This window comes from Clostridium sp. N3C (genome assembly GCF_900095445.1).
In the GTDB taxonomy this organism is placed as follows: domain Bacteria; phylum Bacillota; class Clostridia; order Clostridiales; family Clostridiaceae; genus Clostridium_AU.
This window is the reverse complement of sequence record NZ_FMJL01000020.1, coordinates 32,585-54,835: the sequence shown is the minus strand read 5'-3', so window position 1 is coordinate 54,835 and position 22,251 is coordinate 32,585. Positions and strand designations below refer to the sequence as shown.

At 32.7% G+C, this 22,251-nt stretch carries 25 protein-coding genes and 1 pseudogene; 1 reads left to right on the top strand and 25 read right to left on the bottom strand.

What is annotated here, in order from left to right; all coding sequences use genetic code 11:
- From N3C_RS07750 to prmC, 20 genes and pseudogenes are all read right to left on the bottom strand, one after another.
- Positions 1-518 (bottom strand): annotated as a pseudogene (locus tag N3C_RS07750) (F0F1 ATP synthase subunit beta); the annotation flags it as partial.
- A gap of 15 nt (positions 519-533) precedes the next feature.
- On the bottom strand, positions 534-1,385 hold the full coding sequence (gene atpG / locus N3C_RS07745; RefSeq protein ID WP_074365474.1) for an ATP synthase F1 subunit gamma: 852 nt from the start codon (positions 1,383-1,385) through the stop codon (positions 534-536).
- Between the two features lie 11 nt (positions 1,386-1,396).
- Complete coding sequence (gene atpA, locus N3C_RS07740) at positions 1,397-2,920, bottom strand: F0F1 ATP synthase subunit alpha (protein ID WP_074365473.1); 1,524 nt, start codon at positions 2,918-2,920, stop codon at positions 1,397-1,399.
- Positions 2,921-2,933: 13 nt separating this feature from the next.
- The gene (locus N3C_RS07735) at positions 2,934-3,467 is read right to left on the bottom strand and encodes a F0F1 ATP synthase subunit delta (RefSeq protein ID WP_074365472.1); all 534 of its coding nucleotides are present in this window, start codon (positions 3,465-3,467) and stop codon (positions 2,934-2,936) included.
- A 2-nt stretch (positions 3,468-3,469) separates the two neighbouring features.
- The gene (locus tag N3C_RS07730; RefSeq protein ID WP_074365471.1) at positions 3,470-3,955 is read right to left on the bottom strand and encodes a F0F1 ATP synthase subunit B; all 486 of its coding nucleotides are present in this window, start codon (positions 3,953-3,955) and stop codon (positions 3,470-3,472) included.
- Between the two features lie 29 nt (positions 3,956-3,984).
- Complete coding sequence (gene atpE, locus N3C_RS07725; protein WP_074365470.1) at positions 3,985-4,209, bottom strand: ATP synthase F0 subunit C; 225 nt, start codon at positions 4,207-4,209, stop codon at positions 3,985-3,987.
- A 19-nt stretch (positions 4,210-4,228) separates the two neighbouring features.
- Positions 4,229-4,912, bottom strand: coding sequence for a F0F1 ATP synthase subunit A (locus N3C_RS07720; RefSeq protein WP_074365469.1), 684 nt, complete (start codon positions 4,910-4,912; stop codon positions 4,229-4,231).
- Between the two features lie 70 nt (positions 4,913-4,982).
- Positions 4,983-5,348: a hypothetical protein gene (locus N3C_RS07715; RefSeq protein ID WP_074365468.1), complete on the bottom strand. Its 366-nt coding sequence runs from the start codon at positions 5,346-5,348 to the stop codon at positions 4,983-4,985.
- A gap of 124 nt (positions 5,349-5,472) precedes the next feature.
- Positions 5,473-6,651 (bottom strand): acetyl-CoA C-acetyltransferase, encoded by a 1,179-nt coding sequence (locus N3C_RS07710; protein ID WP_074365467.1) that lies wholly within the window; start codon positions 6,649-6,651, stop codon positions 5,473-5,475.
- Between the two features lie 236 nt (positions 6,652-6,887).
- Positions 6,888-8,036 (bottom strand): non-hydrolyzing UDP-N-acetylglucosamine 2-epimerase, encoded by a 1,149-nt coding sequence (gene wecB / locus N3C_RS07705; RefSeq protein ID WP_074365466.1) that lies wholly within the window; start codon positions 8,034-8,036, stop codon positions 6,888-6,890.
- An 18-nt stretch (positions 8,037-8,054) separates the two neighbouring features.
- The gene (locus tag N3C_RS07700; protein WP_074365465.1) at positions 8,055-9,083 is read right to left on the bottom strand and encodes an MraY family glycosyltransferase; all 1,029 of its coding nucleotides are present in this window, start codon (positions 9,081-9,083) and stop codon (positions 8,055-8,057) included.
- A 20-nt stretch (positions 9,084-9,103) separates the two neighbouring features.
- Positions 9,104-9,592 carry a deoxycytidylate deaminase gene (locus N3C_RS07695; protein ID WP_074365464.1) on the bottom strand — a complete coding sequence of 163 codons (489 nt, stop codon included), beginning with the start codon at positions 9,590-9,592 and terminating at the stop codon, positions 9,104-9,106.
- A 266-nt stretch (positions 9,593-9,858) separates the two neighbouring features.
- Positions 9,859-10,488, bottom strand: a complete 630-nt coding sequence (upp, locus tag N3C_RS07690; RefSeq protein WP_074365463.1) for a uracil phosphoribosyltransferase — start codon at positions 10,486-10,488, stop codon at positions 9,859-9,861.
- Positions 10,489-10,511: 23 nt separating this feature from the next.
- The gene (rpiB, locus tag N3C_RS07685) at positions 10,512-10,961 is read right to left on the bottom strand and encodes a ribose 5-phosphate isomerase B (protein WP_074365462.1); all 450 of its coding nucleotides are present in this window, start codon (positions 10,959-10,961) and stop codon (positions 10,512-10,514) included.
- A 102-nt stretch (positions 10,962-11,063) separates the two neighbouring features.
- Entirely contained in the window at positions 11,064-11,516 is a 453-nt protein-coding gene (locus N3C_RS07680; RefSeq protein WP_074365461.1) for a low molecular weight protein arginine phosphatase, read from the bottom strand.
- Between the two features lie 12 nt (positions 11,517-11,528).
- Positions 11,529-12,578, bottom strand: coding sequence for an L-threonylcarbamoyladenylate synthase (locus N3C_RS07675; protein ID WP_074365460.1), 1,050 nt, complete (start codon positions 12,576-12,578; stop codon positions 11,529-11,531).
- A gap of 20 nt (positions 12,579-12,598) precedes the next feature.
- Positions 12,599-13,267, bottom strand: coding sequence for a ZIP family metal transporter (locus N3C_RS07670; RefSeq protein ID WP_074365475.1), 669 nt, complete (start codon positions 13,265-13,267; stop codon positions 12,599-12,601).
- Positions 13,268-13,404: 137 nt separating this feature from the next.
- A complete protein-coding gene (locus tag N3C_RS07665) occupies positions 13,405-13,992 on the bottom strand; it encodes a hypothetical protein (RefSeq protein WP_074365459.1) in 588 nt (195 codons plus the stop codon).
- A gap of 21 nt (positions 13,993-14,013) precedes the next feature.
- Entirely contained in the window at positions 14,014-15,093 is a 1,080-nt protein-coding gene (gene prfA, locus N3C_RS07660) for a peptide chain release factor 1 (RefSeq protein ID WP_074365458.1), read from the bottom strand.
- An 89-nt stretch (positions 15,094-15,182) separates the two neighbouring features.
- Entirely contained in the window at positions 15,183-16,964 is a 1,782-nt protein-coding gene (gene prmC / locus N3C_RS07655; protein WP_074365457.1) for a peptide chain release factor N(5)-glutamine methyltransferase, read from the bottom strand.
- A 285-nt stretch (positions 16,965-17,249) separates the two neighbouring features.
- Between prmC and rpmE the strand changes: the two genes are divergently transcribed.
- Positions 17,250-17,465, top strand: a complete 216-nt coding sequence (gene rpmE / locus N3C_RS07650; protein ID WP_074365456.1) for a 50S ribosomal protein L31 — start codon at positions 17,250-17,252, stop codon at positions 17,463-17,465.
- A gap of 66 nt (positions 17,466-17,531) precedes the next feature.
- On the opposite strand, the gene rho is transcribed toward rpmE, so the two are convergent.
- The 5 genes from rho to ypeB all read right to left on the bottom strand — a co-directional run bounded on the left by rho (position 17,532) and on the right by ypeB (position 22,162).
- Positions 17,532-19,019, bottom strand: coding sequence for a transcription termination factor Rho (gene rho, locus N3C_RS07645; RefSeq protein WP_074365455.1), 1,488 nt, complete (start codon positions 19,017-19,019; stop codon positions 17,532-17,534).
- A gap of 353 nt (positions 19,020-19,372) precedes the next feature.
- A complete protein-coding gene (locus N3C_RS07640; protein ID WP_074365454.1) occupies positions 19,373-19,717 on the bottom strand; it encodes a hypothetical protein in 345 nt (114 codons plus the stop codon).
- 177 nt (positions 19,718-19,894) lie between these two features.
- Positions 19,895-20,200 carry a hypothetical protein gene (locus N3C_RS07635; RefSeq protein WP_074365453.1) on the bottom strand — a complete coding sequence of 102 codons (306 nt, stop codon included), beginning with the start codon at positions 20,198-20,200 and terminating at the stop codon, positions 19,895-19,897.
- 89 nt (positions 20,201-20,289) lie between these two features.
- Positions 20,290-20,703, bottom strand: coding sequence for a YwiB family protein (locus N3C_RS07630; protein ID WP_074365452.1), 414 nt, complete (start codon positions 20,701-20,703; stop codon positions 20,290-20,292).
- A 91-nt stretch (positions 20,704-20,794) separates the two neighbouring features.
- Positions 20,795-22,162 (bottom strand): germination protein YpeB, encoded by a 1,368-nt coding sequence (gene ypeB, locus N3C_RS07625; RefSeq protein WP_074365451.1) that lies wholly within the window; start codon positions 22,160-22,162, stop codon positions 20,795-20,797.
- Positions 22,163-22,251 lie beyond the last annotated feature (89 nt).

The window sequence follows — 22,251 nt, the reverse complement described above, 5'->3', positions numbered from 1 at the left end:
TGCTCCTTAGCGATATTGTTTATAAGCTCTTGAATTAAAACGGTTTTACCTACACCTGCTCCTCCAAAAAGCCCTATCTTTCCTCCTTTTTGATAGGGCGCTAATAGATCAATAACCTTTATACCGGTTTCAAACATCTCCGGTTCCACTGATTGCTCTTCAAAACTTGGCGCTGACCGATGTATAGGATATCTAGTTTCACTCTTTATATCTCCTGCATTGTCTATAGGTTTGCCTAAAACATTAAATAATCTTCCTAAAACTTCCTCTCCTACTGGAACAGAAATAGGCTTACCAGTGTCATAAACAGGCATTCCCCTTCTCAATCCTTCAGTAGGTTCCATAGCAATAGCTCTTACAATCTCATCTCCTATGTGCTGCTCTACTTCCACCACAATAGTTTTATTTTCCATTTTTATTTCTAGCGCATTAAGAATATTGGGAAGATTATCAGAATTAAATTTGATATCAATAACTGGACCTATAATTTGCACTATTTTACCTATATTGTCCGACATAATCTCCCACCTTTCTTATCTCTGTGCTTCAGATCCTCCCACAATCTCACTTATTTCCTGGGTAATAGAACTTTGTCTTATCCTGTTATATTTTAACTGTAGTTTTCCTAATAAATCGTTAGCATTTTGAGTTGCTCCATCCATAGCTCTCATTCTTGCACTATGTTCACTAGATTTTGCATTTATAGCAGCATAATATATCTTTTCTTTAAGATATGCATTTGCTATTTCTTCGAAAACCTCTTCAAAGGAAGGCTCAAATATTGTATAATCCATATCCCCCTCTGCATTCTCTCTTTCAAAGGGAAGTAACCTTTCAACTATAATTTCAGTTTTCACCGTGGTTATAAATTTAGTATATACAAGATTTATTTCTGAAACTTCACCACTTTTATAAAGTCCAACTAAGCTATTTATTATAGCTTTAACTTCCTCAACAGTTGGTAAATCTGATAGCTCCCAAGGGCCTGAAATAATCTTAAAGTTTAATCTTTCAAAATGTCCCTTCCCCCTTTGTCCTATAAGGAAAATTCCGCATTTTTCCTTCCTATCTATATAAATATCCTTCATCTTATTTACAACATAATTGTTATAACTTCCACAGAGACCTTTATCAGAAGTAAATACTACATATAAGCAATTCTCATCTTTGGGAGCACCTACATATATATTATCTTCAGGTATATACTTTATGATTTCTCGAAAGATAGATGAAATCTTATCAAAGTATAATTTGTTACCTACAAGGACATTTCTGCTCTTTCTTAGCTTTGAAGTAGCTACCAACCCCATTGCCCTCGTTATTTTTCTAGTCTTTTTTATGGATTCTATACGTCTTTTTAATATAACTAAACCTGCAGCAGACATAAAAAACACCTCTATTTATCTTTTTGTTCACTTAAGAAGATCTTTAAAAATTCCTCTATAGCTTCCTTAAGCTCTTTCTCAGCTTCCTCATCTAATACACCCTTTTCAGTTATTGAAACTGTAACATTTCTATGATAGGTATCTATATACTCTAGCAGAGCCTTTTCAAATTTACGTATATTTGATATTTCTATATCATTAAGATAACCGTTGACTGCTGCATACAGTATTATCACTTGTTTTTCTACAGGTATTGGATTGTATTGATCTTGTTTTAGCACTTCCACCAATCTTTTACCTTTTTCTAACCTTTTTTTGGTCTCTATATCAAGGTCTGAACCAAATTGAGAAAAGGCTTCTAGTTCCCTATATTGTGCCATTTCTAATCGTAGGGTTCCAGATAGCCTTTTCATGGCCTTTATCTGAGCATTTCCTCCAACCCTAGATACAGAAATTCCTGCATTTACTGCTGGCCTTTGACCTGAATAGAATAATTCAGACTCTAAAAAGATTTGCCCATCTGTAATAGAAATCACATTAGTTGGGATATAAGCGGTTATATCTCCTGCTAAGGTTTCAACTATAGGTAAGGCCGTCAAGGAACCTCCACCCTTCTCTTGTGATAGCTTGGCGGCTCTTTCCAGTAATCTAGAATGTATGTAAAACACATCACCGGGATAGGCTTCCCTGCCTGGTGGTCTTCTTAGTAAAAGTGACATAGTTCTGTAAGCTACTGCATGTTTTGATAAGTCATCATATACAATAAGCACATCCTTGCCCTTATTCATAAAATACTCACCCATACTACATCCAGCATAGGGTGCAATATATTGTAATGGAGCGCTATCAGATGCAGTAGAGGATACAACTATGGTATAATCCATAGCCCCCATTTTGCTTAAAATATTTACTATATGAGCTACCGTTGACTGCTTTTGTCCTATAGCCACATATATGCAAATCACATCTTTCCCCTTTTGATTCAGAATTGTATCAATAGCTATAGCGGTCTTTCCTGTTTGCCTATCACCTATTATAAGTTCTCTTTGTCCCTTGCCTATAGGAATCATAGCATCTATAGCTTTAATACCTGTTTGTAAAGGTTCTTTAACAGATTGCCTTTCTATAACTCCTGGAGCTTCATGTTCTATAGGATAAGCTTCACTAGTTATTACAGGTCCCTTTCCATCAACAGGAACTCCTAAAGAGTTTACAACTCTTCCTATTAGTGCTTCACCTACTGGTACCTCAACAACCTTACCTATCCTTTTTACAAGGTCGCCTTCCTTTATGCCCTCTTCTGAACCTAAAAGAACACAACCTACATTATCCTGCTCCAAGTTCAAAGCCATACCATAAACTCCATTAGAAAATTGTAGAAGTTCCCCTTCCATACAGTTATCCAACCCATAAACCCTAGCTATACCATCCCCAATTTGTACTATAGTACCAGAAGATACTGTTTCTATTCTGCCTTCATATTCCTTTAATTTACCTTTAATTATAGAAGTAACTTCTTCAGGCTTTATAATCATTCAACTTCACCTCTTATTTCAGCATTGCCTCCTTTAACTTTTCTAACCTACCTTTAATAGATCCATCAATAACATCCTCTCCAACCTTTACAAAGATACCCCCAATCAAACTTGTATCTACCTCTTCTTCTATAATTATTTTTTTATTATATTTTTTCTTAAGATTTTCTAATAACTTCTCTCTTTCATCATCATTTAAAGGCAAAGCACTTCTTACTTTTGCTAGCAAAGTGTTGTTTTTCTCCAAATGAATCTTTTCCATTTCATATAGTTTCTCTTTTAAGAATAAAATCCTATCCTTGTCTAATAGAACCATTAAAAAATTATAAATTTCCTCTTCCACTCTACCTTTAAAAATTAACTCGAAAGTTTCCTTCTTTTTATAAAGGTTTATTTCTGGATGTTTTAGAAGCATCATTATGTCTTCATTTCCATATATTAAATCTATAACTTCCCTTAATTGATTCAAAACAAGTTCTTCTTTTCCTTTTTCTTCAGCAATTTCATAAAGAGCTAGAGCATATCTATGATCTAAATACTCATACATAATTATTTACCCACCTGTTCTATAAATTCGTCCATTAACCGTCTATGCTCCTTTTCATCTATTTGCTTTTCTAAGGCCTTAGTTACTAAAGCTAAGGCTAAGGACACTACTTGTTCTCTAATTTCAGCTTCTGCCTTTTCCCTTTGATATTGAGCTTCTTTCTCTGCCCTATTTATAATCTCCTTAGCTTCTTTCTCTGCCTTATTAATTATTTCTTCTTTAATTTTTTCAGCTTGAATTTTATACTTTTCAATTAAAGCCTTACCTTCTTTTTTTGAATCTTTTAACTTATTTTCACTTTCTAATTTATACTGCTGAGCTTTATTCTTATTTTCTTCTGCTTCCTGCAAATTCTTATTAATTTCTTCTCTTCTATCTGTAATCACTTTGTTAATAGGTATGAATAGAAAATGTCTTAAAATAAAATACAGTATAAAGAAGTTTATTATTGTAAATATAGTTGTTTGTGTGTGTATATCTAAACTCATGTCATCCAAGCCCCCTTATAGTTGAATAATTACAGCTTACCAGTTAGTATAAAGGCTATTAAAAAGCAAAATATGGCTGTAATTTCTGAAAAAGCAGCACCTATAACTAGCAAACTTAATATTTTACTACTGGCATCCGGTTGTCTAGCTGCTCCTTCAACCGCTTTAGAAGCTACCTTTGCTGTTCCAAAAGCTCCTCCTATACAACCTAATACAGCCAAGGCTGCTGCAATTGCTATTAAAGCCCTATCCATAATAAAATCCCTCCTTAAATTAATCTTCAGCAACTATTTTTATGTGTATCATAGTTAACATTACAAAAATAAGCATTTGAATAAATCCATCAAAAATATCAAAGTAAAAATGAAAAGGAACAGGTATTCCGATATTTAGAAATGGATTCCCTTCTCTCAAACTACTATAAGCTATGCCCATAATTACAGATCCTGCAGCTATATTTCCAAATAATCGTAAGCTAAGTGAAACTACCAACATTATTCTTTCAATTATATTCATTGGTAGCATAACTGCTACAGGATGCAATAAACCTAGAAAATATCCCTTTAAACCATTCTTGTATATGCTATAACCTTGTATTACTAAAAAACTAACCACAGCCATGCCAATAGTAACACTTAAATCCTCTGTAGGTGCTGGAACTGCTACCAGCGGAACAATATTCATAATCATTAGATAGAGAGCCAATATTCCCACAAAGGGAACAAAATGCAAATATTCCTTTCCCATATTTTCTAAAACAAGATTTTCAATGAGTTCATAAAACATTTCTAATATAGTTTGTTTTTTATCCGGATTCCTTTTCAAATTTCTTGTGAGTAATATGGAAATAAAGGTTAAGGCTAATATAATTGCCCATTGGACTAATATACTTGTTGTAATTTCAATCCTTATTCCAAAAATCTTAAAGGCAAGGCCAACAGAATTTTCAGACTCCACCTTACCACTTCCTTTCCTAAGCAATCAGGCTATTAGAATTTCTATATGTTCAAAAGTAACAGTATAGTTTTCATGTTTTAATTAAATCCTTAAAAGTTATAAGTACCAAGGCAATAAAATGTGTACAATAGCCTCCTAAAAAAAATAAGGAGCTAAAGCTATTAGTCAAGTAGAATATATACGCTATATAAGCTGTACCAACTATCCCTACCATTTGCATAAGTAAATAGGAAAATATAAACCATTTATTTTTAAACATTCTCTTTGCATAAAAACTGCTTACTGCTAAATTAATATAAGCTACTATTAAACCTAGAAATATAATTTCTGCAAAATCACTGAAAATTGTAGATTTTATAAGCAAATATATAATCATTCCTATAATTACATCTGACAATAGTATTCCCTTGAGAGTATAAATATTATGCTTATCCATTAATGTAATCTCCTCCAGCCTAAAAGGTTAATATGATTAATATATACTTTTTATAAAAAAGTATGAGAAAAAATAAAAAAGACTTAGAAGCAAATAACCTTCTAAGTCTTTAAATTTGAGTAATTTATCTTTCAACTATAAGGGCTGTTCCCATACCTCCGCCTATGCAGAGAGTTGCAAGACCTCTTTTAGCATCTCTTTTTTGCATTTCATGTAGCAATGTTACAAGAATTCTTGCTCCGGAAGCTCCAATTGGGTGACCAATTGCTATAGCTCCTCCGTTAACATTTACCTTGCTCATATCGAAGTTTAAATCTTTTGCAACTGCTAAGCATTGTGATGCAAAAGCTTCATTAGCTTCAATTAAGTCTAAATCTTCTACAGAAAGATTTGCAGCTTCTAATGCAGCCTTTGTTGCTCCTACAGGTCCATATCCCATTATTTGAGGATCTAATCCTCTTGAACCATAGGATACTATTTTAGCTAATGGCTTAATTCCAAGCTCTGCAGCCTTTTCTGCACTCATTACTACTACTGCAGCAGCACCATCATTGATACCTGAAGCGTTACCAGCAGTAACTGTTCCATCCTTTTTGAATGCTGGCCTTAACTTAGCAAGCTTCTCTACTGTAGTATCAGGTCTTACATATTCGTCTGTATCAAATACAATTGGGTCTCCTTTTCTTTGAGGTACTAGTACTGGAACTATTTCATCCTTAAACTTGCCTTCAGCTATTGCCTTAGCAGCTCTAGCCTGAGATTCAGCAGCAAAAGCATCTTGTTCTTCTCTTGTTAAATTCCACTTTTCAGCTACGTTTTCTGCAGTGATACCCATATGATAATCATTAAATGCATCCCAAAGACCATCATTTATCATGGCATCTACCATAGTTCCATTACCCATTCTTTGACCCCATCTTGATGAGTTAAGAACGTAAGGAGCTCTTGACATATTTTCCATTCCACCAGCAACAACTACATCAGCATCTCCTGCCTTTATTAACTGAGCAGCTAAGCTTACAGCTCTTAATCCAGATCCACAAACCTTGTTAATAGTCATTGCTGATACTTCAACAGGAAGACCAGCCTTAATCATTGCCTGTCTAGCTGGGTTTTGACCTAATCCAGCCTGTAATACATTTCCCATTATTACTTCATTAACCATTTCAGGCTTTATACCAGCTCTATTTACAGCTTCCTTAATTACTAATGCTCCCAAATCTACAGCTGGAACATCTTTTAAACTTCCACCAAAAGAACCTACTGCAGTTCTAACTGCACTAACTATAACGACTTCTTTCATAGTTATCCTGGTTTCTAAAAGCTTATAAATCTCTTTCAAGATTTATATAACGGCAACATAACATAGGCTATTTTTAATCCATCTATAACCTAATTTTTACGTTTGCCAGCGAAACCAGCCAACCCCCTTTCCAATATATGTATTGTTAACTTTTAAAATAAAACCTTATCACACATTAATTATACATATAAAAGTTAGGTTTATCAATATAATTTTGTTAAAAAATAAACAATCTTTTAACCTTGAAACTCTTGTACTTTTCTATTAGATTTAGCAAAATAATTTATAATAGCTTCGCATATTCTCTCTGAAGCCTTCCCATCACCATAAGGATTAATTGCCTTACTCATAGTATCGTATTCTGTTACATCCCGAAGAAGCTTATTAGCTTCTTCGTAGATTTTTTCACAGTCAGTGCCTACCAATTTCACTGTACCAGCTTCCACTGCTTCTGGCCTTTCAGTAACATCTCTTAACACTAGAACTGGCCTTCCAAGATGTGGAGCTTCCTCTTGCAATCCACCGGAATCCGTCATAATCATATAGCATTTATTCATAAGATTATGGGTTTCTTTTGTATCTAATGGAGGTAAAAGATGTATCCTTTCTTTGCCGCCCAATTCTCTATATACTACATCCTTTACAATAGGATTTAAATGAACTAAATAAACAACCTCTGCATCTTCATTTTCTTCTATTATCCTATTAATTGCTTTACATATATTATTTATTCCTTCACCCCAGTTTTCTCTCCTATGAGCTGTTACCATTATTACCTTTTTAGAATAGTCTATTTTATTTAATTCCTCATTTTCAAATATATAATCTTCTTCCACCGTATAATCCATAGCATCAATTACAGTATTTCCAGTAATAAAAATAGCCTCTTCTGCTATACCTTCTCTTAAAAGATTGTTTTTTGAACCTGTTGTTGGAGCAAAATGTAAATCTGCCAAAGCGCCAGTTAACTTTCTATTCATTTCCTCTGGAAAAGGAAAATACTTATCAAAGGTTCTTAAACCAGCCTCCACATGGCCAACTTTAATTTGCTTATAAAAAGCTGCTAAAGCCCCTGAAAAAGTTGTAGTTGTATCTCCATGTACCAAAATTATATCTGGTTTTTCCTTATCAAAGACCTCTTCTAATCCCTGCAACACCATTGATGTAATACCTGTAAGGCTCTGTCTAGTCTTCATTATATTTAAATCATAGTCTGGAGTTATGTTAAATAAATTTAATACTTGATCTAACATTTCTCTGTGTTGAGCTGTAACACATACTTTAGATGTTATACAGTCGTATTGTTCTAATTTTTTTATTAAGGGTGCCATTTTTATTGCTTCAGGTCTTGTTCCAAAAATGGTGAGTACCTTTATTTTAATCATACCTTCATCTCCTTAATATTAATCCTCATGTTTAAATAATCCAATCCTCCAACAGATGACGCCTATTAATATAATTACACTTATCAGTAAATAGTAAGATGCAAGAGAGCTCAATTGCACAGAAAAAATAGCTAATCCGCTTAACAAAGCGCTTATCAAATACATTATTAAAACTACCCGCCTTTGACTAAGCCCCAAATTCAACAGTCTGTGATGCAGGTGACCACGATCTGGCTCCATAATAGGCCTACCGTTAATCTTTCTTCTTATGATGGCAAAGATTGTATCAAAAATAGGTAGCCCCATAGTTAATATAGGAACTACTACGGAAAAAATAGTTGCAGATTTAATGGCACCTTCCATAGATATTGCCGCTAAAAGAAAGCCTAAGAGCTGCGACCCAGTATCACCCAAAAAAATCGAAGCGGGATTGAAATTGTAAGGTAAAAACCCAGTTATAGCCCCCATAAGAATAGCAGTAAGATACATAGCACTACTCCTATCCTTGGTTAAGGCTATAAGAAAAATAGTAATAGTGGAAATAAGGGAGACTCCAGCAGAAAGTCCGTCTAATCCATCTATTAAGTTCATAGCATTAGTGATTCCCACTACCCAAACTATAGTAATAGGTATAGATAAATAACCAATATCCAAATACGAAATATCATTAGTGAAAGGGTTCGCAATCAGCTGTATATTAACTCCCATAATTAATAAAACCACTGCAGCCATTAACTGAAAAAATAATTTTTCATAAGGGGTTAAATCCCATTTATCATCTAAAATACCCCCTATTATAATTATAGTAGCGCCTAAAACTATTCCTATTTCTGCATCAGTTAAAGCTGATTTTTTTGTTAAGGTCAAAAGTACAAAGGGTATATATATAGCCAACCCTCCTAAAAGTGGTATAGGCTTCTTATGAACTTTTCTATTGCTCTTTGGCACGTCCATCACATTAAATTTTATTGCAAGCTTTTTTATTATGGGGGTCACCAAGAAAGCTATTATGCCAGATACTAATATCAATATTATTACACTATTCATTTTATTTATCACTTTCTATCTTAGTATGTTCCATCGCCTACTAGAGAATCATCTTCTCTTATCCATTGTTCAACAAGTATTTCTCTGTAGCTGTCCTTCGTATCTCTTATATAAACTTTTTCTATACCAGCGTTAATAATCATTCTTTTACACATAGTACATGAATTAGCCTGTTCTACTAATTGCCCAGTTTTTGCATCCTTTCCAACAAGATATAAGGTTGCCCCTATCATATCTCGTCTAGCAGCACTAATAATTGCATTTGCCTCGGAATGAACTGAACGGCAAAGCTCATACTTAGTACCTCTAGGGATATTTAACTGTTCTCTCCTGCAAAAACCAAGATCAGAGCAATTCTTTCTTCCTCTAGGTGCACCAGTATAGCCTGTAGATATTATTTCATCATTTTTTACTATTATAGATCCATAATTCCTTCTTAAACAGGTTCCTCTTTCTAAAACGGTTTCTGCTATATCTAAATAATAATTATGTTTATCTCTTCGTTCCATTTTATCCCCATCCTGTTATTTATGTATTATGAACTTAAAGATTTGATTTAAAACATATTAAAAGATATTTATAATAAGTTTTTAAAAATTATCCATTAACTTATTAAGTAGAAAGTTAAAACTTCCATATCAAGTATATTATAAACCATCTACCTAGTTAATACAAACTTTTATAGGTTTATACGATACAATTTTACTTAAAGTACTAAAAAATAAGGCTTTTCTCCTTAACTGAGAAAAGCCTTTCAAAATATTGATTTTAATTATTACTTTGTACCGAATAATCTATCGCCAGCATCGCCCAAACCTGGCACAATATATCCATTTTCATTTAACTTTTCGTCTATAGCTGCAACATAAACATCTACATCTGGATGAGCTTCTGTTACTGCTTTAATACCCTCAGGTGCAGATATTAAGCAAACAAGTTTTATATTAACTGCTCCTCTTTTCTTAAGCAAAGTTATAGCATCAGCTGCAGAGCCACCTGTAGCTAACATTGGATCTACCACGATAACTTCTCTTTCCTGTATGTCCTGAGGTAACTTACAGAAATATTCTACTGGCTGTAGTGTTTCTTCATCTCTATATAAACCAATATGACCAACCTTAGCTGCTGGTATTAACTTTAGCATTCCATCTACCATGCCTAAACCCGCTCTTAGTATAGGAACAATAGCTAATTTCTTACCAGCTAACATTTTGCAAGTTGTTTTGCATATTGGTGTTTCTATTTCAACATCTTTTACCTGCATTTCTCTAGTAACTTCGTAGGCCATAAGCATAGCTACTTCTTCTACCAATTCTCTAAAGTCCTTTGAACCAGTATTTTTATCTCTAATAATAGCTAGCTTGTGCTGAATTAATGGATGTGCTATTTGTGTTACTTTACTCATTATAAAATCCCCCATTCATTCATTTATTTATTATATTTTCTTTCGATTTCACTTATTTTGTCAATTCTTAGGATATGTCTACCACCTTCGAATTTAGCATTTAAAAATGTATCTACTATTTCTACTGCTAAACCTGGCCCAACAATTCTTTCTCCCATAGTAAGTATATTAGCGTTATTATGTTCTCTGCAAGCATGAGCACTAAAAGTATCATGACACAAGGCTGCTCTTATACCAGGAACTTTATTTGCTGCAATACCTATACCTATACCAGTACCACAGATAAGAATACCAAAATCGTATTCTTTTGCTGCCACAGCTTCAGCTACAGGCAATGCATAATCTGGATAATCACAAGAAGATTCATCAAAAGCTCCAAAATCTTTATACTCTATGCCCTTACTCTTAAGATAATCAATAATATAACCCTTTAACCTAAAGCCACCATGATCAGATCCAATGGCAATTTTCATCCTATACACCTCCATACTTTTTTATTTTCTCCAAATTATTTTCAGAAAATTATCAATAGGTTAAACCATTTTAATATTGCAAAAAAGAAGATAGCAGTAATATTACTTACTGATATCTTCTTTTAGCTTTAACAATAGCAAATCTATATATTTTTTTAATGATTTAAAAGTATTATTATAAACGGCTATATCGCCGCCGTAAGGGTCTGAAACTTCTCCCTCTGCGCCGACATACTCGTTTAATACATATATTTTATTTTTAAAATCAGGAAATAAACTTACTAAGTAATTTTTTATACTGTAAGTCATAGTTAATATTAAATCACTATTATGAACCTGTTCTTGAGTAAGTTGTACTGCTTCTCTGTCAGCTATATTAACCCCTGTATTTGTTTCTACTACCACTGCAGAATTTTTGGAAGTTTTGCTTCCTTTAATTGCAGCTACTCCAGCAGAAAACGCCTTAATATCACTTATAGTATTGTAATGATTAAATATAGCTTCAGCCATACAACTTCTGCAAGTATTTCCTGAGCATACGAATAATATATTCATAGTTGCCTCCAATTAAATCTTTATTATGTCAAAAGATGCTGCTTTATTAAGACGATTCATAATAGCAATGCCTATCCCCTCTTCTTCGAAAGCTTCCGATAAAATAATATCAACCTTTTTATCATCTAAGGCTCGAAGAACCTCAAAAAGATTGTGAGCCACTGAGGATAAGTTCTCTCTACTTCCTAGTGAAATCACTTCACCATTAGGATAAAAATCCATAGTTTCATCCGTTGCCATTATGCCAACTTTTAAATTTCTATCCATATAATTTTGTACCATTTCATTAATTTTTTCAATAGTTTTTTTGAAATCTCCCTTAATAATCTTTACCGGTGCCTTAGGGGCATAATGTCTATACTTCATTCCAGGAGCTTTAGGCTTAAAATCCCCAGTAACCTTTTCCATAATAGCTGGATCAATATATATTTTTTCATCTATCTCCCTTAACATTTCAAGGGTAATACCACCGGGTCTTAAAATACAAGGTGGATAGCTGGTACAATCTAACACTGTAGATTCCACTCCAATTTCGCTTTCAGAACCTCCTATTATAAAATCCACCCTGCCATCCAAGTCTTCTATACATCTTTGAACCTCTGTAGGACTGGGTTTTCCTGAAAGATTTGCCGATGGAGCAGCAATAGGTAGGCCAGATTTTTTTATTAGAGCTAAGGCAATTTCATTTTTAGGCATTCTAAGTCCTATGCTTGATAAACCAGCACTAGTCTCATCTGGTATGATACTTTTCTTTTCCAAAATAATAGTGAGAGGCCCTGGCCAAAAACGCTCAGTAAGCTTATTAACTATATCCGGTACTTCCTTAGCATATGCATGTAAATCATAGTCTGCAATATGTACTATTAAGGGATTGTCTTGAGGTCTTCCCTTAGCTTCAAATATCTTTTTTACTGCCTCTGGGTCTAACGCATTAGCCCCTAATCCATAAACAGTCTCCGTAGGAAAAGCCACTAAACCGCCCTTATTTATTACTTCCGCTGCTTCTTCTAAAGCTTCCTCATTCAAATTATTCTCTAGCATTTTTACTACCTTTGTCTTCATAGTACATTTCCCCTTAAATTCTAAATTATCTTTATCATAATCAATCCTAATATAACTCCTGAAAGCAAGCCTACAGTACCTGCAATTCCTTTCCACTGTTTGTTAGACTCTGGTAACAGCTCACCACAAGAAATATACAGCATAATACCAGATGCCATGGCAAGACAGGAACCCAGCATATTTTTTGAAACACTTCCTAAGAATATACCTAACCAAGCTCCTAAAGCAGTAGGTAAGGCTGTTATCAAAACATAGGTAAGAATTTTAGATACTCTAACTCGTGATAACATTAAAGGTGCAGAAACTGCCATCCCTTCAGGAATATCATGGATAGCTATTATTATGCTCATTCTCAAGCCTAGGGTTTTACCTGCCATAAATCCGCAGCCCATTATTATGCCCTCAGGAAAGTTATGGAGCATAAGCCCCAAAGCAGTAAGAAAAGCTACTTTATAATGAGCAGAGACTTCATTATGGTCTTCAGGGATTAAATTGTCTATAGTCATAACTATGAGAATCCCTATGATAACAAAAATGATTGTTCCTGAAAAACTCCAGCTTTCTATGGACTCTGGAATCAAGTCAAAAACAACTATAGCTAGCATAATACCTGCAGCAAAGCCCAAAATCGAACTCATAAACCTCTTAGATGGATTCTTAAAAAACACACCTATAGAGGCACCAACCATTGTCCCAATTAAAGATATAATAGAAGATAAGATAACCACAAGAATAACATTTTGCAACTTAATCACTCCATTCTATAGTATTCTATTTATAGAAAGGAGTAATTATAACCACTAAAAGCTATCATCTACTATAATAATTAATTGTCATACCAAGTTTTTATAGAATCAATTGCAAACTCTGAAAATTTAGCATTAACACATCTTTTATATAATTCCATCAATAGTTTATACTTTATCAACTTTCCTTTCGATACTATTATATAATAGTATTCCTCATCAGGATTAGCAGCTTTTATTTTTTCATATTCCTTTTTTACATATTCATGTTTTTTTAAAAAAGTAATATCAACTTGATTTATTTTTTTATTTCTAAACCTAGAGCTTGTTAGCATTATAATATCTGGATCTTCTTTATCTTGAATCTTAGTTTCAATATGCACAAACACCACTTTTTCACAGTGTATAGAGCACTTCTTTTTAAAGATTCCTTGGTAAAGCTTCAATTTACCATTATAATACTCGTAACTCATAGAATTTGCATCTTTTTTTAATAATACAGCTACAATTATTAGTACTTCTATTATGACTAAGTAAGATAAAAAAAACAAATTAAATTCACCGGATATAATTAATACAAGAGGATTAATAAAAAAAATAAAGCCCATAATAAGCACAAACCTCTTATAAGAGTTATTTTGCTTCTTTATGGCTTTATTTATATTCATCAACTTCACCTCAATAATATTCTAAACTTCATTATTGCCCATCTTCTGCAATTTTTCTGCTTGGTCAGCAGTAATAAGGGCATTAATAATTTCATCTAAATCTCCGTTCATAAAGGAATCTAATTTATATAGTGTAAGACCAATTCTATGATCTGTAACTCTACCCTGAGGGAAATTATAAGTTCTTATTCTTTCACTTCTATCGCCGGAACCCACCTGATTTCTTCTATCAGCAGCTATACTAGCATTTCTTTCAGCCTCCGCTTTCTCGTACAATCTAGCTCTAAGTACCTTCAATGCTTTTTCTTTATTTTTTAGCTGAGACTTTTCATCCTGGCAGGTTACTACTAATCCTGTAGGTAAGTGTGTTATTCTTACCGCTGAATCAGTAGTATTAACACACTGTCCACCATGACCAGAAGATCTATAAACATCTATTCTTAAATCATTAGGATTAATTTCTATATCCACTTCTTCCACTTCAGGAAGCACCGCTACAGTAGTAGCAGAGGTATGAATTCTTCCGCTAGCCTCTGTATCTGGTACTCTTTGTACTCTATGAACTCCACTTTCATACTTTAATCTACTATAAGCTCCAGTACCAGAAATCATAAATACTATTTCTTTAAATCCGCCAATATCTGTTTCATTAGCACTCATAACTTCTACTTTCCAACCTTTAGATTCAGCGTATCTAGTATACATTCTGAATAAGTCTGCTGCAAACAATGCAGCCTCTTCTCCTCCGGTACCGCCTCTAATTTCAACAAATACGTTTTTATCATCATTAGGATCCTTAGGTATAAGCATTATCTGAAGTTCTTTCTTAGTCTCTTCTTCTTTTTCCGTAAGTTCCTTTAACTCTTCTTGAAGCATTTCCTTCATATCTTTATCTTCTTCTTGGCTAATCATTTCTTTAGCAGCTTCTATATCTTCAAGAACTTGTTTGTACTCTCTATACTTTGTAACTATGATTTCCAAATCAGCATGCTCTTTGCAAAGCTTTTGCCATTCTTTTTGGTCTGCCATAACGGAAGGATCAGATATTTTTATGGATAACTCTTCATATTTATTTTCTATAAAATGCAGTTTATCTAACATACACCACTCAACTCCGAACTATTATATATTTTCAAAACTATAACAATAAATTATTATAACATAGAGATTTTATCTTAATCAACGTATATTTACAAAAATCCCTTAACTACTCTATCATTACCTCCTAAATCCTTAAGACACTGAATATCTTTAAAACCTTTTTCCAGCATTATTTGCTCTACCGCTTCTCTTTGATCATGGCCTATTTCAAAGGCTAATAATCCACCATTATTAAGACAACTTATTGCCTGCTCCGTTATTTTCCTATAGAAGTTTAAGCCGTCTTCTCCTCCTGAAAGAGCCAACCTAGGCTCATAATTCTTAACATCTTCCATTAATTTATCTATTTCTTCTTCCTTAATATAAGGAGGATTTGATACTATAACATCATATTTTTTATTTTCCTTTACAGCTTCTTCTAACAAGTCACTGTGCTTATAGTTCACTTTCTCTTGAAGCTCTAACTTCTTAATATTCTTTCTAGTTACCTCTTCAGCTATAGGACTTATGTCATAACATTCCACATCAACATTATTTACCAAGGAAGCAATAGCTATACCTATTGCTCCACTACCGCAACAAAGATCACATATTTTAGTATAACTTTTATCCTTTATATCTTCTATAACCGATTCTACTAAAATCTCTGTATCAGTTCTAGGAATAAGCACACCAGGTTTAATATATAAATCTATCCCCATGAATTCGCATTCTTCAAGGATATATTTCACTGGCATCTTATCCTTTCTTAAATCAATGTAGCGCATATACTTTTCAACCAAATCTTTTTCTACAACTTCATCTCTATTAGTAATTACATAAAGCTTATCCTTCTTCAAAACTTTAGCTAAAAGCAATTGTGAATCCAACAAGTAACTATCTATTTCAGATTTTTTCAATATATCCTTAGCCTCATTTAAGAGGTCACCTATTGTCTTACCACCTTTAGATAATTTTACTTCTCTAGAATAATCCATACCTTCTGCGGCTTTTAAAGCTACTATAGCTACCTGAAGTTGTAATGCATCCGGTTCCTTAGTAGTTAGTTGCTGAAGCTTTAAACCAGGATAAGCCACTATACCTGAAAGCTTTCCTTCACTTTTCCCCATCCACTTTATTAGCTCATAGGAGATGCCTGCTACTAAAGGAAGGAGTAATAATCTATACAAAAGCTTATACCAAATAGATTTAAACTCAATCAATGTAAATAAAGCTATACTTACAATCATTACTATAAACATAAAATTAGTTCCACATCTTGGATGAAAGCGCTTAAATTTAGCTGCATTTTCTGGTGTTAGTTCAGCTTCATTTTCATAGCAAAAAATTGTTTTATGCTCTGCCCCGTGATACTGAAACACTCTCTTTATATCTTCTAACTTACCTACTGCATAAATGTAGCCTAAAAATATAACAACACGGAGAACCCCTTCAAAAATATTTACTGATAACCTGCTAAAATTTAATTTATAAAGCAGATTAGCTATAAATGTTGGCAATAAGAAAAACAATAACACAGAAATGCCCAAAGAAAAGATAAGGGCGATGGTCATTAAAACATCATTGCTTTTATCTTTAAATACCTTGTTAAACCACTTATCAAATTTACTTTCTTCCTCTTCCTCCTCAAAAAAGCTGGCAGAATAATTTAGTGTTTCAATGCCAATCTTTAAAGATTCAAAGAGAGAAACAGCCCCCCTAATAACCGGAAGTGCCAAAAGCTTATTTTTCTTTGTAGAAGGTACTAACTTCTCAAATTTAACCTCAATACTGCCATCATCTAACCTAACAGCAGTAGCAACACCTTTTTCTCCTCTCATCATAACACCTTCGATGACTGCCTGTCCTCCAACAGAAGTCTTTCTAGTCATTACTCCCACCCTCTCTTTTTATCCTTTTGCCATTCTTAATATGTTCTATTCTATAATTTGCATCCTAAACATTTTATTTTATAAACTCAAAAATAAGTATAATGTATACTCATTATAACAAAAAATCATTTTCCAATAAACAAAAATATACTTCTAAGAAAGTTTAACAACTATATATTAATTGTCTCCTTCATTATTATTAATTTGTATTGACCTAAGATATTCAATATGCTATAATTTAGTAGTTGAAAATTGTATCGATGCAATTCGAAAGAGGTGAAAAAGATGAGAGAAGGCATACATCCAGAATACTACACTGACGCTGTAGTTAAGTGTGCATGTGGAAATACTTTTACAACAGGTTCCGTTAAAAAGGAACTAAAAGTAGAAATATGCTCTAAGTGCCACCCATTCTTCACTGGGAAACAAAAGATCGTTGATGTTGGCGGAAGAGTTGAAAAGTTCAATAAGAGATTCAACCTCAATAACGAAAATAAATAACCAAATTGGCGAATTAGTTATCCGAGATGCAAAAAAACAGGAAGTTAAACTTCCTGTTTTTTTGTATTATTTATTAATTTCCTTAGTAAGAAGTGCATCCCCTTTACTAATCAAAGATAAGAACTCCTTATTGTCTTTTGTCTTTGCCAACAAATTAATAAGTTTTTCAGTTACTTCATCAGGATTAGCCTCCCTGTATAGCAACTTTCTTATAGTATAAGCAGCATCTCTTTCTTCTTCATTATGAAGAAGATCATCTCTTCTAGTACCAGACTTATATATGTCTACCGCAGGGAATATCCTTCTTTCCTGCAGCTTTCTATCTAAATGAACTTCCATATTTCCAGTACCCTTAAATTCCTCAAATATCATATCGTCCATTCTACTGCCTGTTTCTACAAGGGCTGTAGCTAATATTGTAAGACTTCCTCCCTCTTCTATGTTTCTTGCAGCTCCAAAAAACTTTTTAGGCATAATCAAAGCTCCTGGATCTAATCCTCCGGATAAGGTTCTACCTGTTGGTGTAATAGTTAAATTGTAAGCTCTTGAGAGCCTAGTTATACTATCTAGAAGAATTACCACATCCTGCCCTTGTTCTACCATTCTTTTTGCTCTTTCCAAAACCATCTGTGCTACCTTAGTATGATGTTCTGGTTCCTCGTCAAAGGTAGAAAAAATTACTTCACCATTAATAGATCTCTGCATATCGGTAACTTCTTCCGGTCTCTCATCTATAAGCAAAACTATAAGTTTTACATTAGGATAATTTATAGATAAATTCTGAGCTACTTTTTTTAGAAGAGTAGTTTTACCAGCTTTAGGAGGGGCTACGATTAGACCTCTCTGTCCCATACCTATAGGGCAGATTATATCCATTAAACGAGAGGCTAAATCCAACTGGCTTTTAGTCTCCAGTCTAAGTCTTTTATTTGGATAAATAGGCGTTAAATATTCGAAAGGTTTCCTACCAACAGCCTTTTCAGGATCTTCTCCATTTACCTTATCAACATATAAAAGAGCCTTGAACTTTTCTCCTTCCTTTGGTGTTCTCACCTTTCCTTCTATCTCATCACCAGTTCTTAAATTAAACCTTCTTATTTGTGATGGTGAGACATATACATCTTCAGGAGTAGAAAGATAATTTTTCCCTCTTAAGAATCCAAAACTGTTATTTTCATTAATCTCCAAAACACCTTTTGCAGTTTCAGATTCATTAATCATCCCTCTTAGTTTTTCTCTCTTTTCTTCTGGATTAATTTTGGTTTCTTGTACATTTTCTTCAACATTTTCTCTATCTTCCATAGCATTGGGGCTTATTTTATTTTCCTCCCCTTTAATGTCATCATTGCTTTCACTATCATCTACATTTCTATTTTTAGGAGAAATTTTTTCCGTTAGAACAACTCCATCCTTTTCAATAGATTTTGGAGATAACTTAATGATTTCATCAATAAGTTCGTTTTTTTTATACTTTGTTAGGTTCTTTAAACCTAATTCCTTTGCAATTTTTCTTAATTCAATTATTGTCATAGTTTCATAATCTTTGTTACTCAACATGTTCCCTGTTCACACAAGACAAAAAATAATTATATTTATCAATAATTCATGTGTAAATCAGTATTCACCTACCTTTCATCAAATATTTAATATATAAGAACTATTATATTTGTTAAACTAAGCCTTGGAAAATATAAAAGAAATCAATTGTTTACTTAATGAATCGTTGCATTATAAATTCAACATGAAAAATAGAAATGTAGAGATGTACCTTATAACTTTATAATACTTTTTATATTATATACAATTTACAGTTTTTAATCCATACCTTTATAAGTTTTTTTGGTAAGAGTATACATTTATTATTAAAAGTTCTATGTATACCCTTATAAAAACTCCTACCATACTATTTACAACATAGCATATACTTTGCTGTTAATCTCATTATATTTCGATATATATTTGCTCACTTTTATTGGTTGTCCAACAAAATAAACCGGTGAACCTGTGATATCGCATCCACCTATAATTAATTGCTTTCTAAAAAAATCCTTAATATTGTAGTTATTCTCATGCTCTTCCCCACAAATAGGACACTTATATCTTATACATATCTTATTTGAACTATTAATTGTAGCATTAAAATCAGGCAGATAATCACTGATGCTTTCCAACTCAAAGATTGAGAAATCATAGCTTTTATAGCAGTTATTTGAGTTTTTCACTGCAATTTTAATATCAAAATTATATAGCATCAATTCGCCTCCATTAATTTTTATCTATAAATATAATTCTATATTTATAAATAAAATCCTTCCTTCAACAACTAAATTATTAAACCATATAATAAGGAAAAGCTCAAGGATTAATAATTTTACTTTTTAGACTTTTAGCCTATTATTTTAATAATAAACTATCATTTAATAGATTTATTATATTATTTGATTTGCTATTTCTTCTAACTCAAAATATTTTTCTCTAAAGCTTTTATTTATAAAAAATCTCTCTTCAGCTTTTTTCACGTTATATCTAATACTTCTATTACTAGAAATCTTCAGATCTACTTTCATCTGCTGTAAATCCATGCATTTATAATTTTCCAACAAAAGCAATAGCAAATACTTGCACTCCTTGTCCTTTATTATATTCCCTAATTGTGATTTTGAAATTCCTTTATAGGTGCAAATAATATTAATAATCATTTCATATTTATTGAACTTATAGCTTCTCTCTTCCATAAAAACACCCCTAGATTAAACTGGCATACTTGAATTATTATCCAAAGCTATGTATTTTAATCATAGAGGTGATATTTTATTATAAAAATTTAAGCCTTTATATTAATATTTAACTCAGTGTTGTAGGATGCTTGACCAGCCACGCTCATGTCATAATCTATATATATATCCCCACCATTATCGTCAATATCCACTTTAATATTTCTTGTAGATATAACTAACTCTAAAACTCCATAAGGGGTATTATATAAAGTAGTATACTTGTTGTTTTTTTCAAACTCCATTTTTGCCGTAGTGGTTCCTTCCCTCATCAATACAACCTTTTCTGGATTTATTTCAAGAATGGTTGTAGTTCCTTCCATTCCAGATATCTTCGTTTCTTCATATTCAGCATAATACTTATTATCCTTCTTAAAATACTCCCCTGGAGTTTGAACTTCTATTATATCATTTTCACTAGCCTTATGGTGACTGGTGATAGAAATTAACGCTTTTTTCCCCATGTTCTCACCTCTTAATTGTAGTTTAAGACAATATTTAAAGAAGGAACTAAAATTTCAGTTCCTTCTTTAAATTATATTATAACATATGTTTTTATATAGTTAACTTACCATTCGGAGTATTAATAACTTTTAATATTTTTTGAGTTTTCCCAGTTTCGGCATTTATATAAACAATATAATCTGAATTATGATTAGTACCAGCAAATTCATAGCATAACACTTCTTTATTAGTTTCTGTAGGTACTATCGCTAATTTAACACTATTTACCTTCAACCTCTTACTTACAGCTTTAGCTGCTTCTTCCTGTGTTATCTTAGGGGTTGGAATTTTTCTATCAGGATCAAAAGCAATTAAATACTTTTCCGCTTCTAATCCAGTTATACTGCCATCATCTAACGCAATTTTTAATTTTACTTGCTCAGGATAAATAGAAATATCATTAATAACATGAACATAGTTCACAATTACATTATCTTCATAAGTCATCTTGTAGGTTTCTTTCATATCCTTATATCCTAGCTTCTCTAGGTACTTCTTTCCTATATCTACTGCATTTTCTGCATCAATAGTAGGAGCGGAGTACCTTCTGTTATCCAATAAATAAATAACTTTACCTCCATTTTTACTTATTTCAACTACCACATTTTCCTCTTTAGCTTTATTCTTCATAGTAACAGTAAAACTATAAGCTGGAATCTTTTGATTTCCCTCCACCTTCCTTGATTCTATATTGCTAACCTTATCTTTGCCAATAAAGGATCTTATTGCCTCCTTAGCCTTATCTTCTGAAACCTCTTCTAAAGCATTTACCTTTGGTTTAATATCCAAAACATTGTCGGAGAAAGGTCCATCGTAAATAAGTGCTGGATAGTCAACTACTTGTTTTTTTACTTCCTCAAATTTTTCCGACACAAGATCTTCATTTCCTGCTGCCATAACACTAGTTATTTTTTTTCTAATTTCGCCCCACTTTATATCTCCCTGATTAATATCTGCTAATATATTATTTAATTGAGTTTTTAATTTACTAGATTGCTCTTCCAGCCTTTCAATTGTGTTATACTCCTCATCGCTAAGTTCTTTTCCATCGGAATTAGCTTTCACCAATGTATAACTATAATCTCCTACCTGTGAAAGAAATTTTGTAGTGTCCTGGGAAACTTCTAAGGGGATTGGCAAGGAGTTAAGCTTGTCATTTGCAGCAGTAGCATCTTTATATATATCTTGAAAAATCATCATACTTTGTTCCTTTGAATTGACTACTGCAGACTTTCCTAAATTATCTTCTATATTTTCTATGTTAGTAATAAGATCATACAAATTTTTACTATATTCGCCTTGCAAATAATTCCTATAATCTTGTCTCTCTAAAGTCATTAATACTGCATATGTAGTAGCAAACACTACAATTATAGTTGTCGACAATGTATAAAACATTCTTTTTTTAGTCATTTCCATATATTCCAACCTCCTTACTATTATTATCCCTTTGAATATATGCGCTTATTCATATATTTTCTATAGCTCAAATATAGCTTAAACTTTGT